The organism is Ruegeria sp. EL01, from assembly GCF_900313035.1.
Classification (GTDB): domain Bacteria; phylum Pseudomonadota; class Alphaproteobacteria; order Rhodobacterales; family Rhodobacteraceae; genus Ruegeria.
Genome location: NZ_OMPS01000003.1, coordinates 257,556 through 277,099, shown reverse-complemented (window position 1 = coordinate 277,099; position 19,544 = coordinate 257,556). Strand labels below are relative to the sequence as shown.

The following is a 19,544-nucleotide window of genomic DNA, read 5'->3' as shown; positions in this document are numbered from 1 at the left end:
ATGACCATAGAAGCCATCAATGAACAGCTACTGCGCGCGATTGGAGTTGGTGTTGCGCTACTCGACAGGCAAACATTCCTGTTCGGTTTTCGCAATGACACCTTCGACGAATGGTTCAGTCACGAAAATCAGCCGGGTCAACTGCAGCAACTTTTCCCGGATTTAGATGTCAACGCCATGCAGAACGGTTTGACAGAAACTGGACGATACACCTCGGAAATCAAGTTTAAAAAGAAACGCAGAACACTGGTCATTGCACTGGACTTCACCGCTGCGAATGACGACGTTCTTGTTCTTGTCTGTCAGAACATCACCCGCATTAAAGAACTGGAATCCATGATCGATTCCTATTCGATGATGGTCGAGCGGAACACACGTGAGATCAAACGGGAAAAAGAGCAGGTGGAAAAACTGCTGCTCAACATCATGCCCCGTTCGGTTTACGAAGAGTACAAGACCTTCGGCGTCGTCACGCCGCAACTGTATAATCCCGTGTCTGTTCTCATGCTCGACTTTGTCGGGTTTACCGAAATGGTCGCCTCGCAGGATCCAAGCGTTACCGTTACTGAACTGAACGATATCTACAGCGCTTTTGACCGTATTGGCGAACAATTCGGCTGTGAGCGTATCAAGACAATTGGGGACGCCTATATTACCGTTGCAGGCTTGCCGGACCCGACGCCGGATCACGCAAAGGCGATCGCCAATACAGCCATTCGATTTGTGCGGTACCTGACGCGTCGAAACCTGAGTCACCCTCATCAGTGGCAATGCCGTATCGGCCTGTCTACCGGCTCTGTTGTTGGCTCTGTCGTCGGTATCCAGAAGTATGTTTACGACATATTTGGACCTGCCGTTAACCTTGCGTCCCGACTTCAGGAATTTTCTGAACCCATGGAGATCACCGTTCAGGACGAGGTTGCAAATGTTCTGAAAGACCAGTTCGATCTTGAGAACATAGGCCCAAGGACCATCCGCGGATTTAGTGAACAGGACGTCTGGCGGCTTTCCGATGACAATTGAGTTTGCCGGCCGTAAAGCCGTCGCCAGATAGGCTCGTTTCGTTAGCCGACTTCGTTAGCTTTCATCGAGCCAGACCCAACGGTTTTGAAGCGCCTGCACTCAATCCAAAGTCCATTTTGAGTTGCAAAGTCCCACCCATACCCGACGGATTAGCTCGGTCCTGAGCGTGTGGTCAATGGCAGGCGAAAATGGCATCCTGGTTTTCTGGAAAGCGATGAGATCTGACATATTGGTTCAACCGTAACGGGCGTAAGTAGGTGTTCGTCTGACTAAACCCAATAGACGCCCGAATTTCGGCGGCAGTCATTATTTGCCGTGTTAAAAGCGGGCATGCTTTTTGACCTTCCTGACCATACCACGCTTTACCAAGCGCTTCTGGACCGTGATCCTACCTATGATGGACATGTATATGTCTGTGTCTCAAGTACCGGCGTCTTTTGCCGTTTGACTTGCCCGGCGCGCAAGCCAAAGGCTGAAAACTGTACCTTCTATGGAACTGTCAGTGAATGCATAGAGTCGGGTTATCGCGCATGCAAACGATGTCACCCACTCAAGCCTATGGCTTCTGCTGATCCTGCGATTGGTGCGCTTCTTGTGGCGTTGGATGAACGTCCCGAGTATCCTTGGCGCGAGGCAGATGTCGAGAAGATGGGGCTTGATCCGTCTACCATCCGGCGCAGTTTCAAACGCCAATTTGGAATGACATTTCTTGAGATGGCCCGACAACGCCGGTTGCGCGAAGGGTTTGAAACAATCGCCGACGGTGGAAAAGTAATCGATGCGCAACTGGATGCGGGATTTGAGTCTGCCAGTGCGTTTCGGGCAGCCTTCGCCAAGCTAGTTGGTAGAGCGCCGGGTAGAATGGATTCCGATCCAATTCTATTTGCGGACTGGATAACAACAACATTGGGCGACATGATTGCGGTGACGAGCCGATCTGAACTGCATCTGCTGGAGTTCTTTGATCGAAAGGCCCTCCGAACACAGCTCACAAGATTGGACAAGTTCGCAAAAGGTCGGATTGGCATCGGTAGAACCGACATCTCCGAGCAAATTAAAGCTGAGTTGCAGGCCTTCTTTGCCGGAACCTCAGCGCGTTTTCAAACACCGCTGGTTCAACATGGACCCGAATTTACCCGTACTGTTTGGCAAGAGCTTCAGACCATACCTGCCGGACAAACCCGCAGCTATTCAGATATCGCCAGAGCGATAGGTCGCCCCACAGCGACACGGGCCGTAGCGCGCGCCAACGGTGCCAATCAAATTGCACTGGTCATTCCCTGTCACCGTGTCATCGGTGCCGATGGATCCCTGACAGGATACGGTGGGGGACTGTGGCGCAAGCAAAAACTTCTTGAGATCGAGCGGCAATACTTGCCCGGCAAGCTGGAAACACTTTCATGAATCAGATCGCAAAGGCAACGCGCTTCAAAGCGTTACACAAAAAGAGTGCCCCATTGGTGCTATATAATATCTGGGACGCGGGAGGCGCTAAGACTCTGGCCGATGCCGGGGCAAGGGCCGTCGCAACCGGAAGCTGGTCGGTCGCCGCAGCCCATGGGTTTGCTGACGGTGAAGCGATTCCGTTGGAATTTCTCCTACGAATAGTCGAACGCATAGTTCAGACCGTCGATCTACCCGTCACCGTCGACTTTGAGGGCGGATACGCAACCGAGCCTGATGACGTCGCAGCCAACGTTCGAAAGGTTATTCAGGCCGGAGCCATTGGAATAAACTTTGAGGATCAGCTTGTTCAAGGCGAAGGCCTTTATCCGATTTCTGTTCAGGCAGAACGGATCAAAGCAATCAGAGAAATGGCAATAGCCGAAAAGCTACCGCTGTTCGTCAACGCAAGAACTGACCTGTTTCTTGGGTCAGACCCCCTCGCGCACGCGGACATGTTGACCGAAGCCCTGGAAAGGGCTGCCGCTTATGCCAAGGCTGGCGCAGATGGGTTTTTCGTTCCTGGGTTGACGAATGCGTCATTGATTCAACAGATCACTGAAGCTGTTTGTTTGCCGGTCAATGTTATGATGATCGGCGAACTAAACTCGGTCGAAACTACGGCAAAACTCGGAGTTTCGCGCGCAAGCTTTGGCCCTGGCCCCTATTTCGAAACCATGGACCATCTAACGAAACGATTTACATCAATCAGATCAGCAGCGGGTTGAACCCCTTCTCATTTGACGACTGGTGCATGGTTCGAATCTTGCGCGTTGCAACGACGCGTTCCTTCACTGGCAAGTCGCGGGGATTTTTTGAAATTGGGCTTGTCGAACTGCTGGTCCAATGCGGGACTCCCATTTTCGTCCCTACCATCAATGACGTACTGGCCGCCATTTTCGCCAGTGTTGATTTCTCCTTTACAAACCGGCGGTCTACATATGCCGACTATCAGTCTGTTCTTGACTATGACCAGACTGCGTTCTCATCTTCTGGGGCAGTCGAAACAAAACTCCCACCCACGTCGCGAAGTCAGGCTACGTCCATGGGCCGCCCGCTCAATGCGTCAACTTGGTTGACGCATATCAACTCGACGCATATATGCCAGTTGAAAACTGGTCTTGGAAGGAAGACCCATGATGTCGCGTTCCCTGAGCAAGAAGCCCGTCAAAAATCCCGCAAATCGAGGTAAGCTGCGTGAGCCTGCAACGTGTCAGACCTGAAACAATGTGAGAATGCCATATAATGCCTATGTGGTACCAGATAGTGATGCTGGATCGGAATATACCCAGATGAATTCAACAGACCTCGGATTTGCATTCAAGCAATCCAAAAATGGCGACGTATCGATAACTCACAATGGCAAGCAGGCCGCGACGCTCAGGAAAGAAAAGGCCGAGTGGTTTCTTGAGGACATGAGCAATCAGAGCTTTGAGGGTCAGCAACAAGAAATGGCTCGTCTGACCGGGAACTACCGGCGGGGGAACGAGCGTACTGCCAAGCAGCATCCGCGCAACCGATAGCACGTTTGTGGCCCTGTCTTTGATCATTGGTCCCACCATATTTATTGCGTCTCCATGACATCCCATAGGCCAGTCACTCAATGAAAAAGCTTGCAACTCGAATATCTGCTTCGTTGTTGATCCTGGGGGTCATTTCTGCTGCGGCATCCTGGTCGATCAATATGCCATCAAAAGAAATTTTGGGCACGTGGAGTGCTCCGGACTATGGCCAGGTCATGCGCATTAACAGGTTGCGCGCAGAAGTGTATAGAAAAACAGCCGCAAGTTGCTTTCGCGAATATGTCTTTCCCGCGCATTTGGGTTTGGTGAAAATAATGGCGGGCGCCTCTATTAAGCACCGTGATGACATATTGGAAGTTAGCGTCGATGGGGCCGTAGAGCCAATCCGGCACACTCGCTCAGAATTCCCAACCGAGTGTGTAGACACTGATCACAAAGAGCGTGGAGCGAGACATACATTTGACGTCTTTTGGTCTGCAATGGCTGAACATTATCCGTTTTTTGATCTTCACAACGTTGACTGGGACACACGCAAAGAACTGGCCCCCTTGTCTGATGACATCAGCGAAGTCCAACTTGCCTCTCTGCTTAAGCAGGCCATGCATGGCCTCAATGATGGACATGTTCAGTTATCGATGGGGGATCAGGGGTACTTTTCGCCAGAGGAAGACCCGAGTTGGCTGAGACCCAATCCATCGCTGACCCGCAAGCTGCTCTGGCAGACCGCACTGAACCAGGCCGAAATCCCAATTCAAGGCTTGGAAGGATTCTCAGTCCGCTACGGTTTGCGCTCTGATGGCTTAGGTTATGTCGCGATCAAGGAAATGGAAGTGCGGACGCCTTTCGGTCAATCGTCACACGAGGCCGCATCCAGAGCATTCCAGCAAGTCGCATTAGACCTTCAGGATGCTAAAGGGATTGTTGTTGATGTGCGCTATAATCCTGGTGGTTCAGACAGCGTAGCGGTGGCGCTTGCAGAGTATTTTCTACTAACTCCGGTAACCGCATTCAGTAAGAGTTCCTGGCAACGGGAAAGTTTCTCCGAACCTTTTCAGGTCACAGTTCACCCAGCTGATGGCCCCAATCTGGCGCAACCAGTTGTTGTTCTGATCAGCGACATGACGGGAAGTGCTGCCGAGATATTCACATTAATCATGCGAGAGCGGCCAGAAACCACGATCATGGGGACAAGATCCTCTGGCGGATTATCCGATGTGCTGGAATTCACGCTACCGAACGGTTGGTTACTTGGACTGTCCTTCCAGAAATATCTATCAACTCAGGGTGAGATGTTTGAGGGTATCGGCATCCCACCGGATATTTTCGTTGAATTTGACGCCGACAGTATAATTGGTGGCACGGACAGTTTGGTTGAAGCGGCGGTGCACCTTTTGGGATCGAACTAGCGTGTTTGACGGGTTGGATTTAGGCATATCGCATTTTGATTGATCACGGCGCTAACGGTCGGACAACGCGCAAAACTAATCGGCCCGGTCGTTGAACCTAGCCGTCCTCGGCACCATCGATCCGTTACTGGCGCTTGTTCTTGATAGCATCAGCGATCCGCGCAAGGCCTGAATAGATTGCTCCACCCAATATGCAGGCGCTGACAATGATCCCGGAAAACAGAATGACCGAACTTGGCTCCACAGGGAAATTCCTTCAGACCGCGAAAATTGCGCTTGTATTGCCGGCTACCGGCTAGAGGCAGGATAACCCGCAACGGAACGATCTCCATTGCAGGCACCCGACTCAAGGCTGGTTTAGGCCGCAACGACCCAAACAGGGTCTCGTCTAGAACTGATAAGACACACCAAGTAGGAGCGTGGTTACATCTACGTCAGCGCCAGATGACTTAATATCAAAACTGTCGCGAAGAAGCTCAGCGTTGAGAATGATATTCTCTGTGGCTTTATACCCGACGCCTAGACCATATGTGGCCCCGCTTTCACTCTCGCTATCGAGATCGATGCTTGCGTAACCCAGAACACCATAGAACATCGCAGCTCCGACGCCGTAACCTGCTTTGAGTTTCAGCCGCGTCGTGCCCATGTCTTTTGACGGACCAAATGCAGAAAACTCAGCAGTGCTATAGCTAAGCTCACCCCCGACAATCCAATTGCTTGCCAGACTATGGTTGTAGCCAAGTTGCAGCCCGTAGACCGCCGAATGGTCACTTATCTTGGCTGAGCCGTTCGAAAGGTCACCATCAGCAGCACCAAAATGAATGCCCGCATATACCCCGGTCCAATCATCATCCGCCGTCGCGATATTGGGCGCGATCAGCGCCGTAGTGGCCATAGCGATTAGTGCCATATTGTGTCTCATGTCGTCTCTTTCTTGTCTTTGCGCTAGGTGTGGATGCGCACTTTTTGGTGGTCAAAATGATTGTGTGAGTTGTGGGCGCACGCGCCGTTTCGTTGGCCAAGCTTCAGGCAATACTGATCTGTTGCGAGCCGAGACCCGCAAGCATGCAGCACCAATTCTGCGTTGCGAAATTGGAGTTCTAGTACCTGATTTGAGCTGTAGTGATTTCTACTCTAGAACCCTATCTTTGTTGCACCTTGCCAAAGCAGGAACATCGCCCTGTTCGATCAAATGTAGGTTTTCTGCGATCTTCTCAGGGGCCCATAGCCACCAGGCGATCTCGAGAAGTTCGGTAATTTCCATAGGCTCAAACCGCATGCGAATGATCTTTGCTGGGTTTCCGGCAACAATTGCAAAGTCTGGTACTTTCCCGCGAACCACTGCCCTTGCAGCAACAATCACTCCGCATCCAAGCTCTGCACCGGGCATCAGCACAGCTTCCCTGCCAATCCAACAATCATGTCCGACTTTGGTGTCCCGACCTCTTGGCAATGAATCCCGGTAGCCTCCTATCCGTTCACGATCAAAGACAGCGAACGGAAATGTTGAGATACCCGTCATCGGATGATTGGCAGTTGCAGTTACGAATTGCACACCCTGAGCAATTTGGCAGAAACGACCAATACTCAACCTCTCTGGTGCTCCGGGATATAGGTAAGGCGCTAGGGTTTCTGCGTAGTCATCCGGCAGAGTGCGATCATTGTAGTAGGTCCAATCACCAATTTCGATATTTGGATGGTCGACAACCTCTGACAAAAACACTGTTGCGGGATCTTGAGAGCCATCCGGAAACACAAGTGGGTTCCGGGATCTTGGATCTGGCAGTGTTAAATGCATATCATCAGACATCAGTTTGTTCCGCCGCTGGAGTTTTGGGGCCGTGTCGGGTACATAGGTCGCCAGAAAAATAATGTCAACTCAGTTGACAAATAACCTAAAGGACGCCGACGCATGGCTACCGACACCGACAAAATGTCGCCTGCTGAGATGCTGTATGCCGGGATACAGTTGACGCGACCTCTGCTGCGCAACATCACCGCACGCGTCGAAGCGGACCTGGATGGCACAGGTATCAGTGTCGGAGAACGCGCCGTTCTTGAGGTTTTGTTGGCGGTTCAACAGGCAACGGCCCCTGAAATTACTCAAATCTTGCAGGTGAAACGACAACTTGTCGGGCGGCTCCTCAAGGATCTTGTTGCGCGGGGACTTCTGAAAAGCCTTCCAAACCCTAAGCACCGGACCTCTACTTTCTATCGGCTCACAGAGGAAAGCAAAGCGGTGATCGAAGGGATACGCTCGACCGAGATGGCGCGGATGAAGCAGTTTGTCGAACGTTTCACAGATGAGGAAATCCGTGCCTACTTCGTTGTCCAAAGTACGATCAACGACGTCATGATCTCAGGTTATGACAATGACGACGATGCAGTTGATCCCTAAAGGGCGCTATCAAAAGTCACTGAAAAGAAAAAATTTATTTCGATCTGCGTCAGGGTCCGCGATATAGACAGATCCTTACTGGTGATGTTCTCAGCCAATATGCGCGCCCCGTTCTTAGCTAGTGAAAGTCTGAGGAAGCTGAGATTCCGATGAACGCTTTCACCAATCGCAGCCTTGCCCGGTCTTTTGGCGCCACCACTGCGATTTCATGCACTTTCGCCAGTTCAGAGACCGGTACTTCGACCAATCCCCGGGAAATAATCCCACTATTGCCCAGGAAGACGGCAATCCCGGCCCCTTGGAGCACTGCCTCGCACATCAGCGGAAAGGTCGTCATCTTGATGATGCGCTGGAAGGAAACTCCGTGTTTGAGCTGCGCTTCGCGGACCACGCGTTCGGTAAGCGATCCGCTTTCCGGAAGAATAACCGTTTCCCGTTCCAGATCCTTCAAACAAAGCATGCTACGATCTGCAAGAGGTGACGATGGCGGAACATAGGCGACATAGCGTGCCCTTTGCACGGTTACCCGTTCCCAGTCGTCTGTCTTTGGTGGATCCGTGATCAAGCCAACATCTGCGCGCCGCTCCAAAAGCAACCGGGTCGCCGTACTCCAGGAATGGAGCCCAAATTCGATCTCCACATCCGGAAAGGACTTCCGGAACTGGCTGATGGCCCGCAGAGCAGGCAGCGGGGCATTGGCGATGATTTTTATGTGGCCGCGCGCCATGGCCTCAAACCCTTTGAGCCGTTCGCTGATTTCAGAGTCCAGCGCAGCCAGCCGGTCAGCAACGTCATAGAACTCCTGCCCCGTCCGGGTAAGAGAAATACCGTCCCGGCTGCGCAACAGCAGCTGTGAGCCGACCTGTTTTTCCAATTTGCTTACGTGTTGGGTGACAGCTGACTGCGTTACCCCCATCCGTTTGGCAGCAGCGGAAAAGCTGCCCTCGCGGACGACATAGGCAAAGGCAACAAATTGGTGATGGTTCGCGCGCATGTTTTGTCTCCGATATGCGCAAAGCCATAACGGCAATAAGTCTCACTAATATGACGTCACAAAAATGAGAGCTCTGCTGCATAAAACAGCCCCGTCAAATGGAGGAATCAGATGGCAGGGTTGAGCGTCGAGAATGTAACCAAACGCTTTGGTGAGACCGAGGTGCTCAAAGGAGTGTCCCTGGTCATTGCTGATGGTGAATTTGTCTCCCTCGTGGGGCCGTCGGGATGCGGCAAGTCCACACTTCTGCGGATCATTGCGGGGCTGGAGGAACAAAGCTCGGGCGACATTCAAATTGGCGGGCAATCGGTTGCGGGTCAGAGAGCGGCGGACCGGAACCTGTCGATGGTTTTTCAGTCTTACGCGCTTTATCCACACCTGAGCGTGGGCGAAAACATTTCTGTGCCGCTCAAAATGCGCCGCATGAACGGGTTGCAGCAGCTGCCTTTGGTCGGAGGCTTCATGCCCGGCGCCCGCAACGTGGCCAGCGATATCGGGAGCGTGGTCAATCAGGCTGCCGGGATGCTTGAGATCGGGCACTTATTGGACCGCAAGCCCGGACAACTATCTGGCGGTCAGCGGCAGCGTGTGGCCTTAGGACGGGCGCTGGTCAGGGATCCAGCGGCATTTCTCCTGGACGAACCCCTGTCCAATCTTGATGCCAAATTGCGGGTGCAGACCCGGGCCGAGATCGCGCAGTTGCACCGGCGGCTTGACGCGACGTTCATCTATGTGACGCACGATCAGGTCGAAGCGATGACCATGTCCGACCGGATTGCGGTGATGATGGGGGGGCGCATTTTGCAATGCGCAGCACCTGAAATCGCTTACGAAGACCCTGACCGGATCGAAGTAGCTGAGTTCATCGGCTCGCCAAAGATCAACATATTGCCGCTTGAAATCTCAAGCGAAGGGCGGTTGAGCTTTCACGATCAGCCCCTGGATCTTGCAATTGCCGGGGGATCCCGAGGTGTTGCATCGCTCGGTCTGCGCCCGGAAACACTTTGGCTGTCGGGTGGAGAAGCCCCTATTCGCGGCCGTGTCGCACATAGCGAGAACCTCGGTTCAGAGATGTTTGTGCAGGTCGACGTGCCCGGTCTGGAAGAGCGGGTGACCCTGCGCGCCATGCCTGAGCTGCGCGCATCCCTGACGCTTGGGACGCCGGTAGCCTTGGATTTCGATACTGACAAGGCGCTGGTCTTTGATGCCGATGGCGCGCGTATGCGCAAAGTCCGCCGTCTCAGCGCTGCCGCTTCCGAGGTGGCCTGATATGACTGTCATCGAACCAAGCATCGCCGGAACCGCGGCGGGCTCCTCTAGGCGGCGCGCGACGAGGGAACGCCGCGACGCCTGGATTCTGACGGTACCCGCATTGAGCCTGATGGTGGCCATCCTGCTGGCACCAGTCATCATTGCTGGGCTGCTCTCCTTTACCAACTACTCGCTTGGCAACGGCGGGTTTGACTGGGTTGGAACGCGCAACTATGAAGAACTCTTTACGCGTTCGACCTATGAAAAGATGTTCGTTGCCACGTTGACCTATGTGGTGACCGTGGTGCCAATATCCGTGGGTTTGGGGCTCGGCGTCGCGCTGCTGATCAATTCGCTGGGCCGGTTCCGCGAAATCTACAAGACGATCTACTTCCTGCCGGTCATGGCGACGCTTCTGGCAATGGCCATAGCCTGGGAGTTCATGCTGCACCCGTCCATTGGCATGATCAACCGGATGTTAGAGATGGGCTGCGGCACATTTCTGGAGAATGTCTGGCCATTCATGGCCCATGGCTGCGCCGAACGGTTCCCGGTGTGGCTGGGCGACAAGCGCTATGCGATCTGGGTGGTCTGCTTCATCGGCATCTGGCAGGGCTTCGGCTTTAACATGGTGCTTTATCTTGCCGGGCTGACGAGTGTTCACCGGGAACTGTATCACGCCGCCGAGATGGACGGGGCAAAATCAGCCTGGGAACGCTTCCGGCTGGTGACATGGCCCGCGCTGGGGCCGACCACGGTCTTTGTGGTCACCATCACCTGCATCCGCGCTTTTCAGGTCTTTGACACGATCGAAGCCTTCTGGCCACAGGGCGGCGGGCCGAATAAATCCACCTACGTCATGATGTTCGCCATCTTTGAAAAAGGCGTGCAACAGAACCTCATCGGTATCGGCTCCGCCATTACCATGCTGTTTCTGCTCTTCGTCGTGGTCCTCACCCTGATCCAGCGTTGGCTGGTAGAACAAAAGGTCCATTACTGATGACCCGAGACTGGTGGAAGCATTTGCTCCTGATCCTAGGTGTGATCATCGTCCTTGTACCGTTTTACATGATGGTAAGCTATTCGTTCAAATCCCCGGGCGAGATCGATCGCGGCGAGGGCGGCTTCTTCGGGCGGCAGGAGCTGATGGTCGACGAGCGATGCGTCAAGCTGCGCGACCCCAGCCGCAATGACATCGCTGCCGCTGTGCCGCAGTTTCCCGGGTTGTCCGACAGCGCGATCCGGGATGCCCTGGTGGACGAGGCTATGGCGGAGTGTTCCATGCGCCCCGTGGTTTTCAACTATACCAAGGCCTTCACCGAGGCTCCGCTGCTGCGCTACCTGATGAACGGGGTGATCGTCACCGCCTCAATCTTCCTGATCCAGGTCGTGGTTGCATTGCCTGCGGCCTATGCGTTGGCAAAGCTGAAGTTTTGGGGCCGCGACGCAGTGTTCGCTCTGGTGCTGTTCTGCCTGTTGATCCCGGTCCATGCTATAGCGCTGCCGCTGTACATCATGCTGGCCAAGTTGGGTCTGACCAATACCTATGCTGCGCTGGTTGTTCCCTGGACGATCTCGGTCTTTGGCATTTTCTTGATGCGCCAGTTCTTCATGACCGTCCCGGATGATCTGATTGATGCCGCGCGCATGGACGGGATGGGGGAGTTCACCATCGTCTGGCGGGTGATGCTGCCCACCGCGATCCCAGCCCTGCTGGCCTTTGCGATCTTTTCCGTGGTCGCCCATTGGAACGACTATTTCTGGCCGCGCATGGTGGTGACCGGCAACCGCGACCTGTTCACCCCACCGCTTGGCCTGCGCGAGTTCAAGGGGGACGGCGACGGGTCCTTCTTTGGCCCGATGATGGCCACTGCCACCGTGATTGTTACCCCGCTGATCGTCGCCTTCCTTCTGGCGCAAAAACGCTTCATCGAAGGGATCACCCTGAACGGTATGAAATGAGTTTCGGGTGCGGGTTGCCTCGCACCCTCCCCAAATCCCGACCGGGATCACACCGGAGCGTGCATCGCCAAACACAAGCGCTCCAATTCAGGACTAAGAGGAAGATTTTCATGAAAACCACCCTAACCGCAATGGCCTTGGCGCTGTCGGCCACCGCAGTTTTGGCCGAGGACACCGTAATCATTGAATTCGCGTATCCCTACAGCCACCTGTTCGACGTGACCTATGAAGCGATGATGCCTGCCTTCCAGGAAGCGCACCCGAATATCGAGGTGAAGTTCCGCGCCACTTATGAATCCTATGAGGATGGCACCAACACGATCCTGCGCGAAGCAGTTTCCGGCAACCTGCCCGATGTCACGATGCAGGGCCTGAACCGTCAGCAGATCCTGGTCGAAAAGGGCATCGCCAAATCGCTGGAACCCTTCATTGCTAAAGAAGCCGACTTTGCCAAAGACGGCTACCACGACGCCATGCTGTCACTGTCTACCTTTGACAGCAACGTCCACGGCCTGCCGTTCTCGGTGTCGCTGCCGGTGGGATATTACAACATGGACATCCTCAAAGACGCCGGTATTGAAGAGCTGCCCACCACTTGGAACGAGGTGATTGGCATGTGTGAAACCATGAAGGCCAACGGTGTGGACAACCCAATCTTCTGGGGCTGGAACATTACGGGTAACTGGTTCATGCAAGCCCTGATGTGGTCTCAGGACAAAGCGATTGTCGACAATGGCCGCGTCACTCTGGACAGTCCCGAAGCGCTGGCCGCGCTGGAGCAGATGCAGGAAATCTTCACCAAATGCGATATGCAAAACCTCGAGTGGAAGGCAGCCCTGTCCTCCTTCTCGGTTGGTGAAATCGGCATGATGTTCTGGTCCACTTCAGCTCTTGGCTCAGTGGAGCGTTCGCAGGGCGATTTTGAGCTGGTGACCAGCCCGTTCCCAGGTATGGGCGATACTCCCAAGGGCCTGCCGGCAGGTGGCAACGCGGCGATGCTGACTTCGACCGCGGATGATCCACGCGTGCAGGACGCTGCCTGGGCCTGGCTGAAATTCATCACCAGCGGCGAAGGGGCGGCCGAGGTTGCCAAGACCACCGGTTACATGCCGCCGAACAAGGCAGCAAACGAAGTGATCCTGGCCGATTTTTATGAACAGAACCCCAACAAGCAGACCGCCGTGGACCAGCTGCCGCTGCTACGTGACTGGCTGGCCTATCCGGGCGATAACGGTCTGGCGATCACCCAGGTAATCTATGACGGCATCGAACGCATTGTCACCGGCGACGCCACCGACATGAAAGAGCTGCAGCAAGAGATGGCCGAAGAAGCCGCCGACCTGCTGCCCAATGGCTAACCTCAATGGCCGGCCGCACCCAGCTGGGTGCGGCCAGTACCTTTATCGGGCAGAAGAACCATGAAGATCATTCATATTTCAGACATTCACCTGACCATCCCGGGCGAGCCGATGGGGGGGCTGGACCCTCACGCGCGCTTTGCCAGCGCTCTGGCCGATGTGACAGTCAACCACCCTGACGCGGCGCGGATCGTCATCACCGGTGATCTCACCCATTGGGGGGAGCACGCGGCCTACGAGGCGCTGCAGCAGGCCATTGCCGACTTGCCGGTCCCGGTGCGACTGATGATCGGCAACCACGACAACCGGGCGGCCTTTCTATCCGTTTTTGCGAACCATCCCGTTGACGCAAACGGCTTTGTCAACCATGCCGAGATGGTCGGGGAAGTTCGTTTCATCTATCTTGACAGTGTAGGCGAACGGACCCATGCGGGTCATTTCTGCCCCGCCCGCCGTGCATGGCTGCAGACCGAGCTTGAAACCTGCTCCCACGCGCGGATTTTCCTGCATCACAACCCGATGCTCGTGGGCCTGCCCGCAGAAGACAGAATCGCACTGGTCGAACAAGACCGCGGCCCGTTCCGTGAGCTGATTCGGACGCATGGCTCAAAGATCGATTACATCCATTTCGGCCACGTCCATGCGCCGATCCACGGGCGGTATGCCGGAGTGCAGTTCGCCTCGGCACCCTCGACCGGCAACCAGTCGATCCCGGATCTGAGCGAGGCCGAGCAGCTGAAAGGCGCCCCGATGAATCCGGCTTATTTCGTGCTGCTGATTGATGGGAGAGATACCACCATTCACCAGATACCTTTTACTTGGGACGGGCCGGTCATAACCACAGGAACCGCGTGGGAGGACTGGGCCAAACCAACCGAGGCGGCGGAATGACACTCTTTCTTCCGAGTAGCACCCCTGTGACTTAACGCGGTCTCTAGCCCTACCTCTCACGGGGTGGTTCGATGATGGCAGGGTTACCTTTCCACTGAACATTGCCCCGTCACCCGAGTAATGAGAACAGCTTCGTCCCGCGTCATTTGACTTAATACGCAGACCCCTGGTGCCCGTGCTGGGGCTACTTTCGAGGACCATGAACAGGAGTCGAAGTTGGGATGACTGTCTGCCGTGGGTTCCGTTGGCACCTCAGCGCAGCCTTGGTCGATCAGGGCTCAAATCTGCTGTTTTATGCTGAGAATCGAACGGCAGGTCTAAAGCCAGAGGCAGCAGTTCGAATTCTGTGGAAGGTCATCAAATGCGATCTGCAAGTTCGGCCGGACGTGCCGGACGTTGTCGTTTGCCTCGGTAATCTGCCCGGGGCTGAATTATGTAAGGCAATTGACCTCTGTTGATGTCCGACTCTACTCTCATGTGTTTTCAGACAGCCCATCCAAAAACATATCCCGCCGCGAGCGACCCTAAAATAGCAAGCGAGAGATAGAGAAGAAACGGCTTTAGTTTGAGAACTGGCGCAATCGCCATCGCCCCCCAAATGCTGACCACGCCGCCCGAGATCAAGAAAGCCATGGCAGCGCCCTCGGACATACCGTTATCAATCAACCCACGTGTCAGAGGGAGCGCGGCGTAACCGTCGATATAGGCTGGGGCGCCCACAAAGACGACAGCAGGGATGGCCCACCATTGCCCCTCGCCAACATAAGCTGCAAGCACCCCTGGTGTTAGTGCAGAATTCAGGGCGTATTCGGCTGCGAAGGCAGGGATCAGGCAGATCAGGATCAGCCGAGCTGTTGCCCAGAACTGAGTAGCAAAAGACCGCCGACGCGCCTCGGTTTTCCAAACCCATGGATCGAACGTCTGGTCTGTACCGCATCGTGCAGCGCTCAGTCGGCGCGACAGGCCGTTGTCACGAAGCGCATTCAATGCCCAAGGAGACTTAGCAAACAGGCTGGTGACCGCCCCCCCGAATACACCCAACCCGAACGCTGCGAGCGTTTTGCCTATCGCAAAGCTCAGTCCGAGCGTAGCAGCCGTCGTTGCGAGCATTGCAGGGTCTGTGATAGGGGACGACAACCAAAACGCCATGATCGGGGCGAGCGGCACGCCCGCCGCCAACAGTCCCGCCATTAACGGCAGAACGGTGACACCGCAGACCGGCGTGATAGCCCCGATCAATGATGCGGCCATCACTGTTCGAAGCGTCCTGCCCTCGAACACGCCAGCAATGTGTGTATCTGCTCCGCTGGCGATGATCCACGCGGCAAGAAGGATGCCCGGAATAACAATCGGGGCAACCACAACAAGGCCCCGCAAGACGAACTTAGAGGCATCTGCGATGTGTTCCGGCCAAGCAAGACCGATGCTGGCCAACAGCAAAAGGCACACGCCCCATACCAGGTAAACCTTACCTGATTGTCGACGGGTAATTGTCTGATCGGTCATGGAATGCTCCTCTGACCTTGATAAGTAGTGGTATACAATTCATGTGTGAAACGAATAGTATCAATTTCTGATATTGGAGAAACGAATGGAAAATCTGGACAGTGATTTATTGCGGACCTTTGTCGCTGTCGCCGAAGCAGGAAGCGTCACGGATGGCGCGGCGCGTATCCACAGATCCCAATCCGCTACCAGTCTCCAGATCAAACGTCTCGAAGCCATCCTCGGCCAACCCGTTTTTGAACGGCATGGGCGCGGGGTTGTTCTGAGCGATACCGGCCGCCACCTGTTGCCCGTTGCACAGGACGTGACCGCTCGCCTCGACACAGCGCTGAGGGACATTTCCCAAACTGCCGTGACCGGCAAGCTGCGCGTTGGCATTCCAGATGATCACGGTCGGGCAAAGCTGGCACAGATTATCGCAACATTCACCCGTCACCATCCACGGGTCGAACTGGATGTGACCTGTGCGTTGAGCACAGGATACCCCGATGCACTCGACAAGGGATTGCTGGACCTTGCGGTCTATGAAGTGGAGAGTCGGGAAAAACATGAAGAACTACTATTTGAGGATCCAACATGCTGGGTATCATCGGCGCATCGGGATTTCCAAAGTGATGAAAGCTTGCCAGTTGCCTTGTTCGATCATGCCTGTTGGTGGCGCGATGTAGCAATCGCATCACTGGAGGACCGAGGAAAACCATTTCGCATGGTCTATTCCAGCCAAAGTGTCTCTGGCGTCATCGCCGCAGTAGAGGCTGGGATGGCAGTCGGTCTGCTGGGCCGTTCCTCGCTTCATCCGGACCTGACAGTTGTGGGTGAAGCTCTTGGCTTCAGAAACACACCCGCCTCGAAGTTGGTGATGGCGGCAAGTGGCTCGCCGGAAGCTGGGCCGCAGGATGCCATGAAAACAGCCATCCGGACTGCCTTTCTAACCAGGGCTTAAGAGAGCGGCTCTGGGGCAGGTTTCAGCGAATGAGTAAGTTGGGCTCGATGCTGACACTCCCTGAATCCCGGCAAGCGTTTGCTCTGCAGGATTTGCCGGCTTTCGCTGCACGCAAATCAATGGCTGCATTTGTATATGTTGTACCAGCAGCTATCACGTTTCTATCGGCTGTATTTCAATTGTCTTGGATGGAAAAAGGGAGAAGGCGTCATTTTGTGATAGCGTCAGTCAACGCACAATAATTTGACTGAACCGAACAGCCGAAAGCGAATTTTCATGTCTGAGCCTACGCATGACCCAGAAGAGATATCCAGTTTTTGCGCGCTTTGTGTATCACGGTGCGGTGCGATAGCGACCGTTGAAGATGGGCGGCTGACATCGTTGTCGGCGGATCCTTCACATCCGACAGGACATGCGCTCTGTATCAAGGGCAAGGTTGCCCCTGAATTGGTTTATCATCCGGACAGGCTTGAATACCCGATGAAGCGCACACAGCCAAAAGGCGCGGCTGATCCTGGGTGGCAACGGATCAGTTGGGACGAAGCATTGTGCACAATCTCTGACAACCTAAAGCGCCTGTCCGGTCAACATGGCCCCGAGACTGTGGCCTTCAATACTGCGTCCCCGTCGACCTCTGCCATGTCTGATTCCGTAGAATGGGTCAGACGGTTACGGCGAGCTTTCGGCAGCCCGAACCAATCAATCTCAATGGAACTGTGCGGTTGGGGCCGGTATTTAGCCAATCTTTACTCCTTTGGGTCGGCTTTACCTGCCGGAGTGATGCCGGATCTGGAAAATGCCGGTTGCATCCTGTTCTGGGGTTACAATCCAACGGTCTCGCGGATTGCCCATGCTACGGCAACCAGTGCAGCCAAAAAGCGTGGTGCGCAATTGATCGTTGTAGACCCGCGCAACGCAGGATTGGCGCGGCAGGCCGACGCTTGGTTGCAGGTTCGTCCGGGAACCGACGGAGCATTGGCGTTGGGCCTGTCGAATATCATGATCCAAGAGCGTTGGTGCGATCACGAGTTTTTGCGCAGCTGGTCAAATGCACCGATGCTGGTTCGAGATGATACCAAACGGTTGTTACGCGCTTCTGATTTATCGGTTGGCAAATCATCTGACAGTTACATGGTCTGGTCTGAAGCAACCAAGGAACCAGTGATCTGCGAACACGGCGCCGATACCGGCAGATATGCCCTCTCGGGTTCCTTCGAAGTAACAACTTTGGATGGGCCTGTGACCTGCCGCCCGGTCTTTGAGATATGGTCGCAAATCTGTGCCCGCTATACCCCCGATACCGTAGAGGAAATCACAGGCGTCGCCGCATCGGATATCACGCGGACAGCCAAGATGATGCGGCAATCGCGACCTGTTGCCTACATGACCTGGTCAGGACTTGAGCAGCAATCCAATGCGACCCAGAGCGCCCGGTCCATTGGGCTGCTGTACGCGCTGACAGGCAACTACGACACCAAAGGGGGAAACGTAGAATTTCCCGCCGTTCCGACCAACAATATCCAAGGGGATGAGTTTCTGTCGGCGGCGCAACGGGAGAAGACTTTGGGACGGACCAAAAGGCCGCTCGGCCCGGCAAAATATGATTTTGTCGCCTCGGCTGATGTCTACGACGCCATTCTGGACGAGAAACCCTACAAAGTACGGGCGATGATCAACTTTGGCTCGAACCTGCTACTGGCCCATGCGGACGGCGCGCGTGGCTACGAGGCGCTGAAAGCGCTTGAGTTGAATGTCCATATCGATCTGTTCATGAACCCCAGTGCCGAGCTTGCTGATATCGTGCTGCCTACGACGAGCCCGTTCGAGTCCGAAGGGTTGAAAATTGGATTTGAGGTCAGCGAAGACGCATGTTCCCTTGTTCAGTTACGCCAGCAACTGGTCGAGGCACGAGGCGAGGCACGGCCGGATATCCAGATTGTTTTTGACCTGGCCTGCCAGCTTGGGTTGGGAGATCTGTTCTGGGACGGTGATGTCGATGCTGCCTACCGCCATCAGCTGTCGCCCAGCGGATTAACACCAGAGGCCTTGCGCGCAGCACCCGAGGGCATTCGTGTGCCGTTGCAGACGACCTACCAAAAGTACCAAGCCCTCAAAGACAACGCGCCGCGCGGATTTAATACACCTTCGGGGAAAGTAGAATTCTATTCCGAAACCTTGATGGATCACGGATATCCGCCATTACCTGACTATGAGGAACCACAGGTGGGGCATAACGCTCAGCCGAAACTGGCGGCGAGGTTCCCATTGATCCTGACCTGCACCAAAGATTCACTCTATTGCGAGAGCCAGCATCGCGGATTGCCAAGCCTGCGCCGTCGCGCACCCGAGCCCCAGGTCGACATGCATCCAGAAGCGGCTGAAGCGCGAAACATCAGCGCTGGAGATTGGGTACGTATAATAACACCAAAGGGCCATGCCCGCGCGCGGGCACGGCTGGACAAAAGCCTTGATCCGAAGGTGATCTGTGGTCAGCACGGATGGTGGCAAGCTTGCCCTGAACTTGACGCACCAGGCTATGACGTACTGGGAGAAAACACAGCGAACTTCAATCAGATGATCGGTCAGGATGCGGTGGACCCAGTTAGTGGATCAGTTCCATTGCGCGCATATGTCTGTGAGATTGAAGCGCTTTAGTGAAACTAGCATAACCGACAAGGGATTCCGTTCAATGCCAGAGTCCGCCCCGCGGGTCGGCTTCTTCGAGATGGCGCCATGTTGATGGTTTGGATTGGGTAGCCGTAAATGACGTCAATGTTTGATCTGTTTGATCCGTTTTCATACACCCGCATTGCAGCATCTGTAGGTTAGGCGTTTCCAAAGACCCT

Annotated in this window: 17 protein-coding genes; 13 read left to right on the top strand and 4 right to left on the bottom strand. The window is 54.8% G+C overall.

Going from position 1 to position 19,544, the window contains the following annotated elements; all coding sequences use genetic code 11:
* The 5 genes from D9K61_RS03000 (at window position 1) to D9K61_RS02975 (ending at window position 5,395) form a co-directional block, all read left to right on the top strand.
* Window positions 1-1,023 (top strand): adenylate/guanylate cyclase domain-containing protein, encoded by a 1,023-nt coding sequence (locus D9K61_RS03000; RefSeq protein ID WP_120631755.1) that lies wholly within the window; start codon window positions 1-3, stop codon window positions 1,021-1,023.
* Between the two features lie 330 nt (window positions 1,024-1,353).
* Complete coding sequence (locus D9K61_RS02995) at window positions 1,354-2,427, top strand: bifunctional transcriptional activator/DNA repair enzyme AdaA (RefSeq protein ID WP_120631754.1); 1,074 nt, start codon at window positions 1,354-1,356, stop codon at window positions 2,425-2,427.
* Window positions 2,424-3,194 carry an isocitrate lyase/phosphoenolpyruvate mutase family protein gene (locus D9K61_RS02990; RefSeq protein ID WP_120631753.1) on the top strand — a complete coding sequence of 257 codons (771 nt, stop codon included), beginning with the start codon at window positions 2,424-2,426 and terminating at the stop codon, window positions 3,192-3,194. Before D9K61_RS02995 ends, D9K61_RS02990 begins: the two co-directional genes overlap by 4 nt.
* A gap of 507 nt (window positions 3,195-3,701) precedes the next feature.
* Window positions 3,702-3,989 carry a hypothetical protein gene (locus D9K61_RS02980; protein ID WP_216825739.1) on the top strand — a complete coding sequence of 96 codons (288 nt, stop codon included), beginning with the start codon at window positions 3,702-3,704 and terminating at the stop codon, window positions 3,987-3,989.
* Between the two features lie 80 nt (window positions 3,990-4,069).
* Complete coding sequence (locus tag D9K61_RS02975) at window positions 4,070-5,395, top strand: S41 family peptidase (protein ID WP_120631751.1); 1,326 nt, start codon at window positions 4,070-4,072, stop codon at window positions 5,393-5,395.
* A gap of 388 nt (window positions 5,396-5,783) precedes the next feature.
* On the opposite strand, the gene D9K61_RS02970 is transcribed toward D9K61_RS02975, so the two are convergent.
* Window positions 5,784-6,305, bottom strand: a complete 522-nt coding sequence (locus D9K61_RS02970) for an outer membrane protein (RefSeq protein ID WP_162946713.1) — start codon at window positions 6,303-6,305, stop codon at window positions 5,784-5,786.
* 219 nt (window positions 6,306-6,524) lie between these two features.
* Window positions 6,525-7,205: a CatB-related O-acetyltransferase gene (locus D9K61_RS02965; protein ID WP_254055655.1), complete on the bottom strand. Its 681-nt coding sequence runs from the start codon at window positions 7,203-7,205 to the stop codon at window positions 6,525-6,527.
* Window positions 7,206-7,307: 102 nt separating this feature from the next.
* Here D9K61_RS02965 and D9K61_RS02960 point away from each other — a divergent pair, with 102 nt between their 5' ends.
* Window positions 7,308-7,793 carry a MarR family winged helix-turn-helix transcriptional regulator gene (locus D9K61_RS02960; RefSeq protein ID WP_120631749.1) on the top strand — a complete coding sequence of 162 codons (486 nt, stop codon included), beginning with the start codon at window positions 7,308-7,310 and terminating at the stop codon, window positions 7,791-7,793.
* Window positions 7,794-7,911: 118 nt separating this feature from the next.
* On the opposite strand, the gene D9K61_RS02955 is transcribed toward D9K61_RS02960, so the two are convergent.
* A complete protein-coding gene (locus D9K61_RS02955) occupies window positions 7,912-8,787 on the bottom strand; it encodes a LysR family transcriptional regulator (RefSeq protein WP_120631748.1) in 876 nt (291 codons plus the stop codon).
* 111 nt (window positions 8,788-8,898) lie between these two features.
* Here D9K61_RS02955 and D9K61_RS02950 point away from each other — a divergent pair, with 111 nt between their 5' ends.
* The 5 genes from D9K61_RS02950 to D9K61_RS02930 all read left to right on the top strand — a co-directional run bounded on the left by D9K61_RS02950 (window position 8,899) and on the right by D9K61_RS02930 (window position 14,249).
* On the top strand, window positions 8,899-10,056 hold the full coding sequence (locus D9K61_RS02950) for an ABC transporter ATP-binding protein (protein WP_120631747.1): 1,158 nt from the start codon (window positions 8,899-8,901) through the stop codon (window positions 10,054-10,056).
* A 1-nt stretch (window position 10,057) separates the two neighbouring features.
* Window positions 10,058-11,038 carry a carbohydrate ABC transporter permease gene (locus tag D9K61_RS02945; RefSeq protein ID WP_120631746.1) on the top strand — a complete coding sequence of 327 codons (981 nt, stop codon included), beginning with the start codon at window positions 10,058-10,060 and terminating at the stop codon, window positions 11,036-11,038.
* Complete coding sequence (locus D9K61_RS02940; protein ID WP_120631745.1) at window positions 11,038-12,000, top strand: carbohydrate ABC transporter permease; 963 nt, start codon at window positions 11,038-11,040, stop codon at window positions 11,998-12,000. The genes D9K61_RS02945 and D9K61_RS02940 overlap by 1 nt, the downstream gene beginning before the upstream one ends.
* A 110-nt stretch (window positions 12,001-12,110) precedes the next feature.
* Window positions 12,111-13,358, top strand: a complete 1,248-nt coding sequence (locus tag D9K61_RS02935; RefSeq protein ID WP_120631744.1) for an ABC transporter substrate-binding protein — start codon at window positions 12,111-12,113, stop codon at window positions 13,356-13,358.
* 60 nt (window positions 13,359-13,418) lie between these two features.
* Window positions 13,419-14,249, top strand: a complete 831-nt coding sequence (locus D9K61_RS02930) for a metallophosphoesterase (protein ID WP_120631743.1) — start codon at window positions 13,419-13,421, stop codon at window positions 14,247-14,249.
* Between the two features lie 483 nt (window positions 14,250-14,732).
* Here the strand turns inward: D9K61_RS02930 and D9K61_RS02920 are convergent, their stop codons facing one another.
* Entirely contained in the window at window positions 14,733-15,755 is a 1,023-nt protein-coding gene (locus D9K61_RS02920) for a permease (protein WP_120631741.1), read from the bottom strand.
* An 85-nt stretch (window positions 15,756-15,840) separates the two neighbouring features.
* Here D9K61_RS02920 and D9K61_RS02915 point away from each other — a divergent pair, with 85 nt between their 5' ends.
* Both D9K61_RS02915 and D9K61_RS02905 read left to right on the top strand, forming a co-directional pair.
* Window positions 15,841-16,698, top strand: coding sequence for a LysR substrate-binding domain-containing protein (locus D9K61_RS02915; protein WP_120631740.1), 858 nt, complete (start codon window positions 15,841-15,843; stop codon window positions 16,696-16,698).
* Between the two features lie 276 nt (window positions 16,699-16,974).
* Entirely contained in the window at window positions 16,975-19,353 is a 2,379-nt protein-coding gene (locus tag D9K61_RS02905) for a molybdopterin-dependent oxidoreductase (RefSeq protein WP_120631738.1), read from the top strand.
* The last annotated feature ends 191 nt before the right edge of the window (window positions 19,354-19,544 follow it).

What these genes read in the sequence shown, in the direction of transcription:
- D9K61_RS03000 (WP_120631755.1), top strand. Translation starts at nt 1, where the DNA reads ATGACCATAGAAGCCATCAATGAACAGCTACTGCGCGCGATTGGAGTT.
- D9K61_RS02995 (WP_120631754.1), top strand. Translation starts at nt 1,354, where the DNA reads ATGCTTTTTGACCTTCCTGACCATACCACGCTTTACCAAGCGCTTCTG.
- D9K61_RS02990 (WP_120631753.1), top strand. Translation starts at nt 2,424, where the DNA reads ATGAATCAGATCGCAAAGGCAACGCGCTTCAAAGCGTTACACAAAAAG.
- D9K61_RS02980 (WP_216825739.1), top strand. Translation starts at nt 3,702, where the DNA reads ATGCCATATAATGCCTATGTGGTACCAGATAGTGATGCTGGATCGGAA.
- D9K61_RS02975 (WP_120631751.1), top strand. Translation starts at nt 4,070, where the DNA reads ATGAAAAAGCTTGCAACTCGAATATCTGCTTCGTTGTTGATCCTGGGG.
- D9K61_RS02970 (WP_162946713.1), bottom strand. Translation starts at nt 6,305, where the DNA reads ATGGCACTAATCGCTATGGCCACTACGGCGCTGATCGCGCCCAATATC.
- D9K61_RS02965 (WP_254055655.1), bottom strand. Translation starts at nt 7,205, where the DNA reads ATGTCTGATGATATGCATTTAACACTGCCAGATCCAAGATCCCGGAAC.
- D9K61_RS02960 (WP_120631749.1), top strand. Translation starts at nt 7,308, where the DNA reads ATGGCTACCGACACCGACAAAATGTCGCCTGCTGAGATGCTGTATGCC.
- D9K61_RS02955 (WP_120631748.1), bottom strand. Translation starts at nt 8,787, where the DNA reads ATGCGCGCGAACCATCACCAATTTGTTGCCTTTGCCTATGTCGTCCGC.
- D9K61_RS02950 (WP_120631747.1), top strand. Translation starts at nt 8,899, where the DNA reads ATGGCAGGGTTGAGCGTCGAGAATGTAACCAAACGCTTTGGTGAGACC.
- D9K61_RS02945 (WP_120631746.1), top strand. Translation starts at nt 10,058, where the DNA reads ATGACTGTCATCGAACCAAGCATCGCCGGAACCGCGGCGGGCTCCTCT.
- D9K61_RS02940 (WP_120631745.1), top strand. Translation starts at nt 11,038, where the DNA reads ATGACCCGAGACTGGTGGAAGCATTTGCTCCTGATCCTAGGTGTGATC.
- D9K61_RS02935 (WP_120631744.1), top strand. Translation starts at nt 12,111, where the DNA reads ATGAAAACCACCCTAACCGCAATGGCCTTGGCGCTGTCGGCCACCGCA.
- D9K61_RS02930 (WP_120631743.1), top strand. Translation starts at nt 13,419, where the DNA reads ATGAAGATCATTCATATTTCAGACATTCACCTGACCATCCCGGGCGAG.
- D9K61_RS02920 (WP_120631741.1), bottom strand. Translation starts at nt 15,755, where the DNA reads ATGACCGATCAGACAATTACCCGTCGACAATCAGGTAAGGTTTACCTG.
- D9K61_RS02915 (WP_120631740.1), top strand. Translation starts at nt 15,841, where the DNA reads ATGGAAAATCTGGACAGTGATTTATTGCGGACCTTTGTCGCTGTCGCC.
- D9K61_RS02905 (WP_120631738.1), top strand. Translation starts at nt 16,975, where the DNA reads ATGTCTGAGCCTACGCATGACCCAGAAGAGATATCCAGTTTTTGCGCG.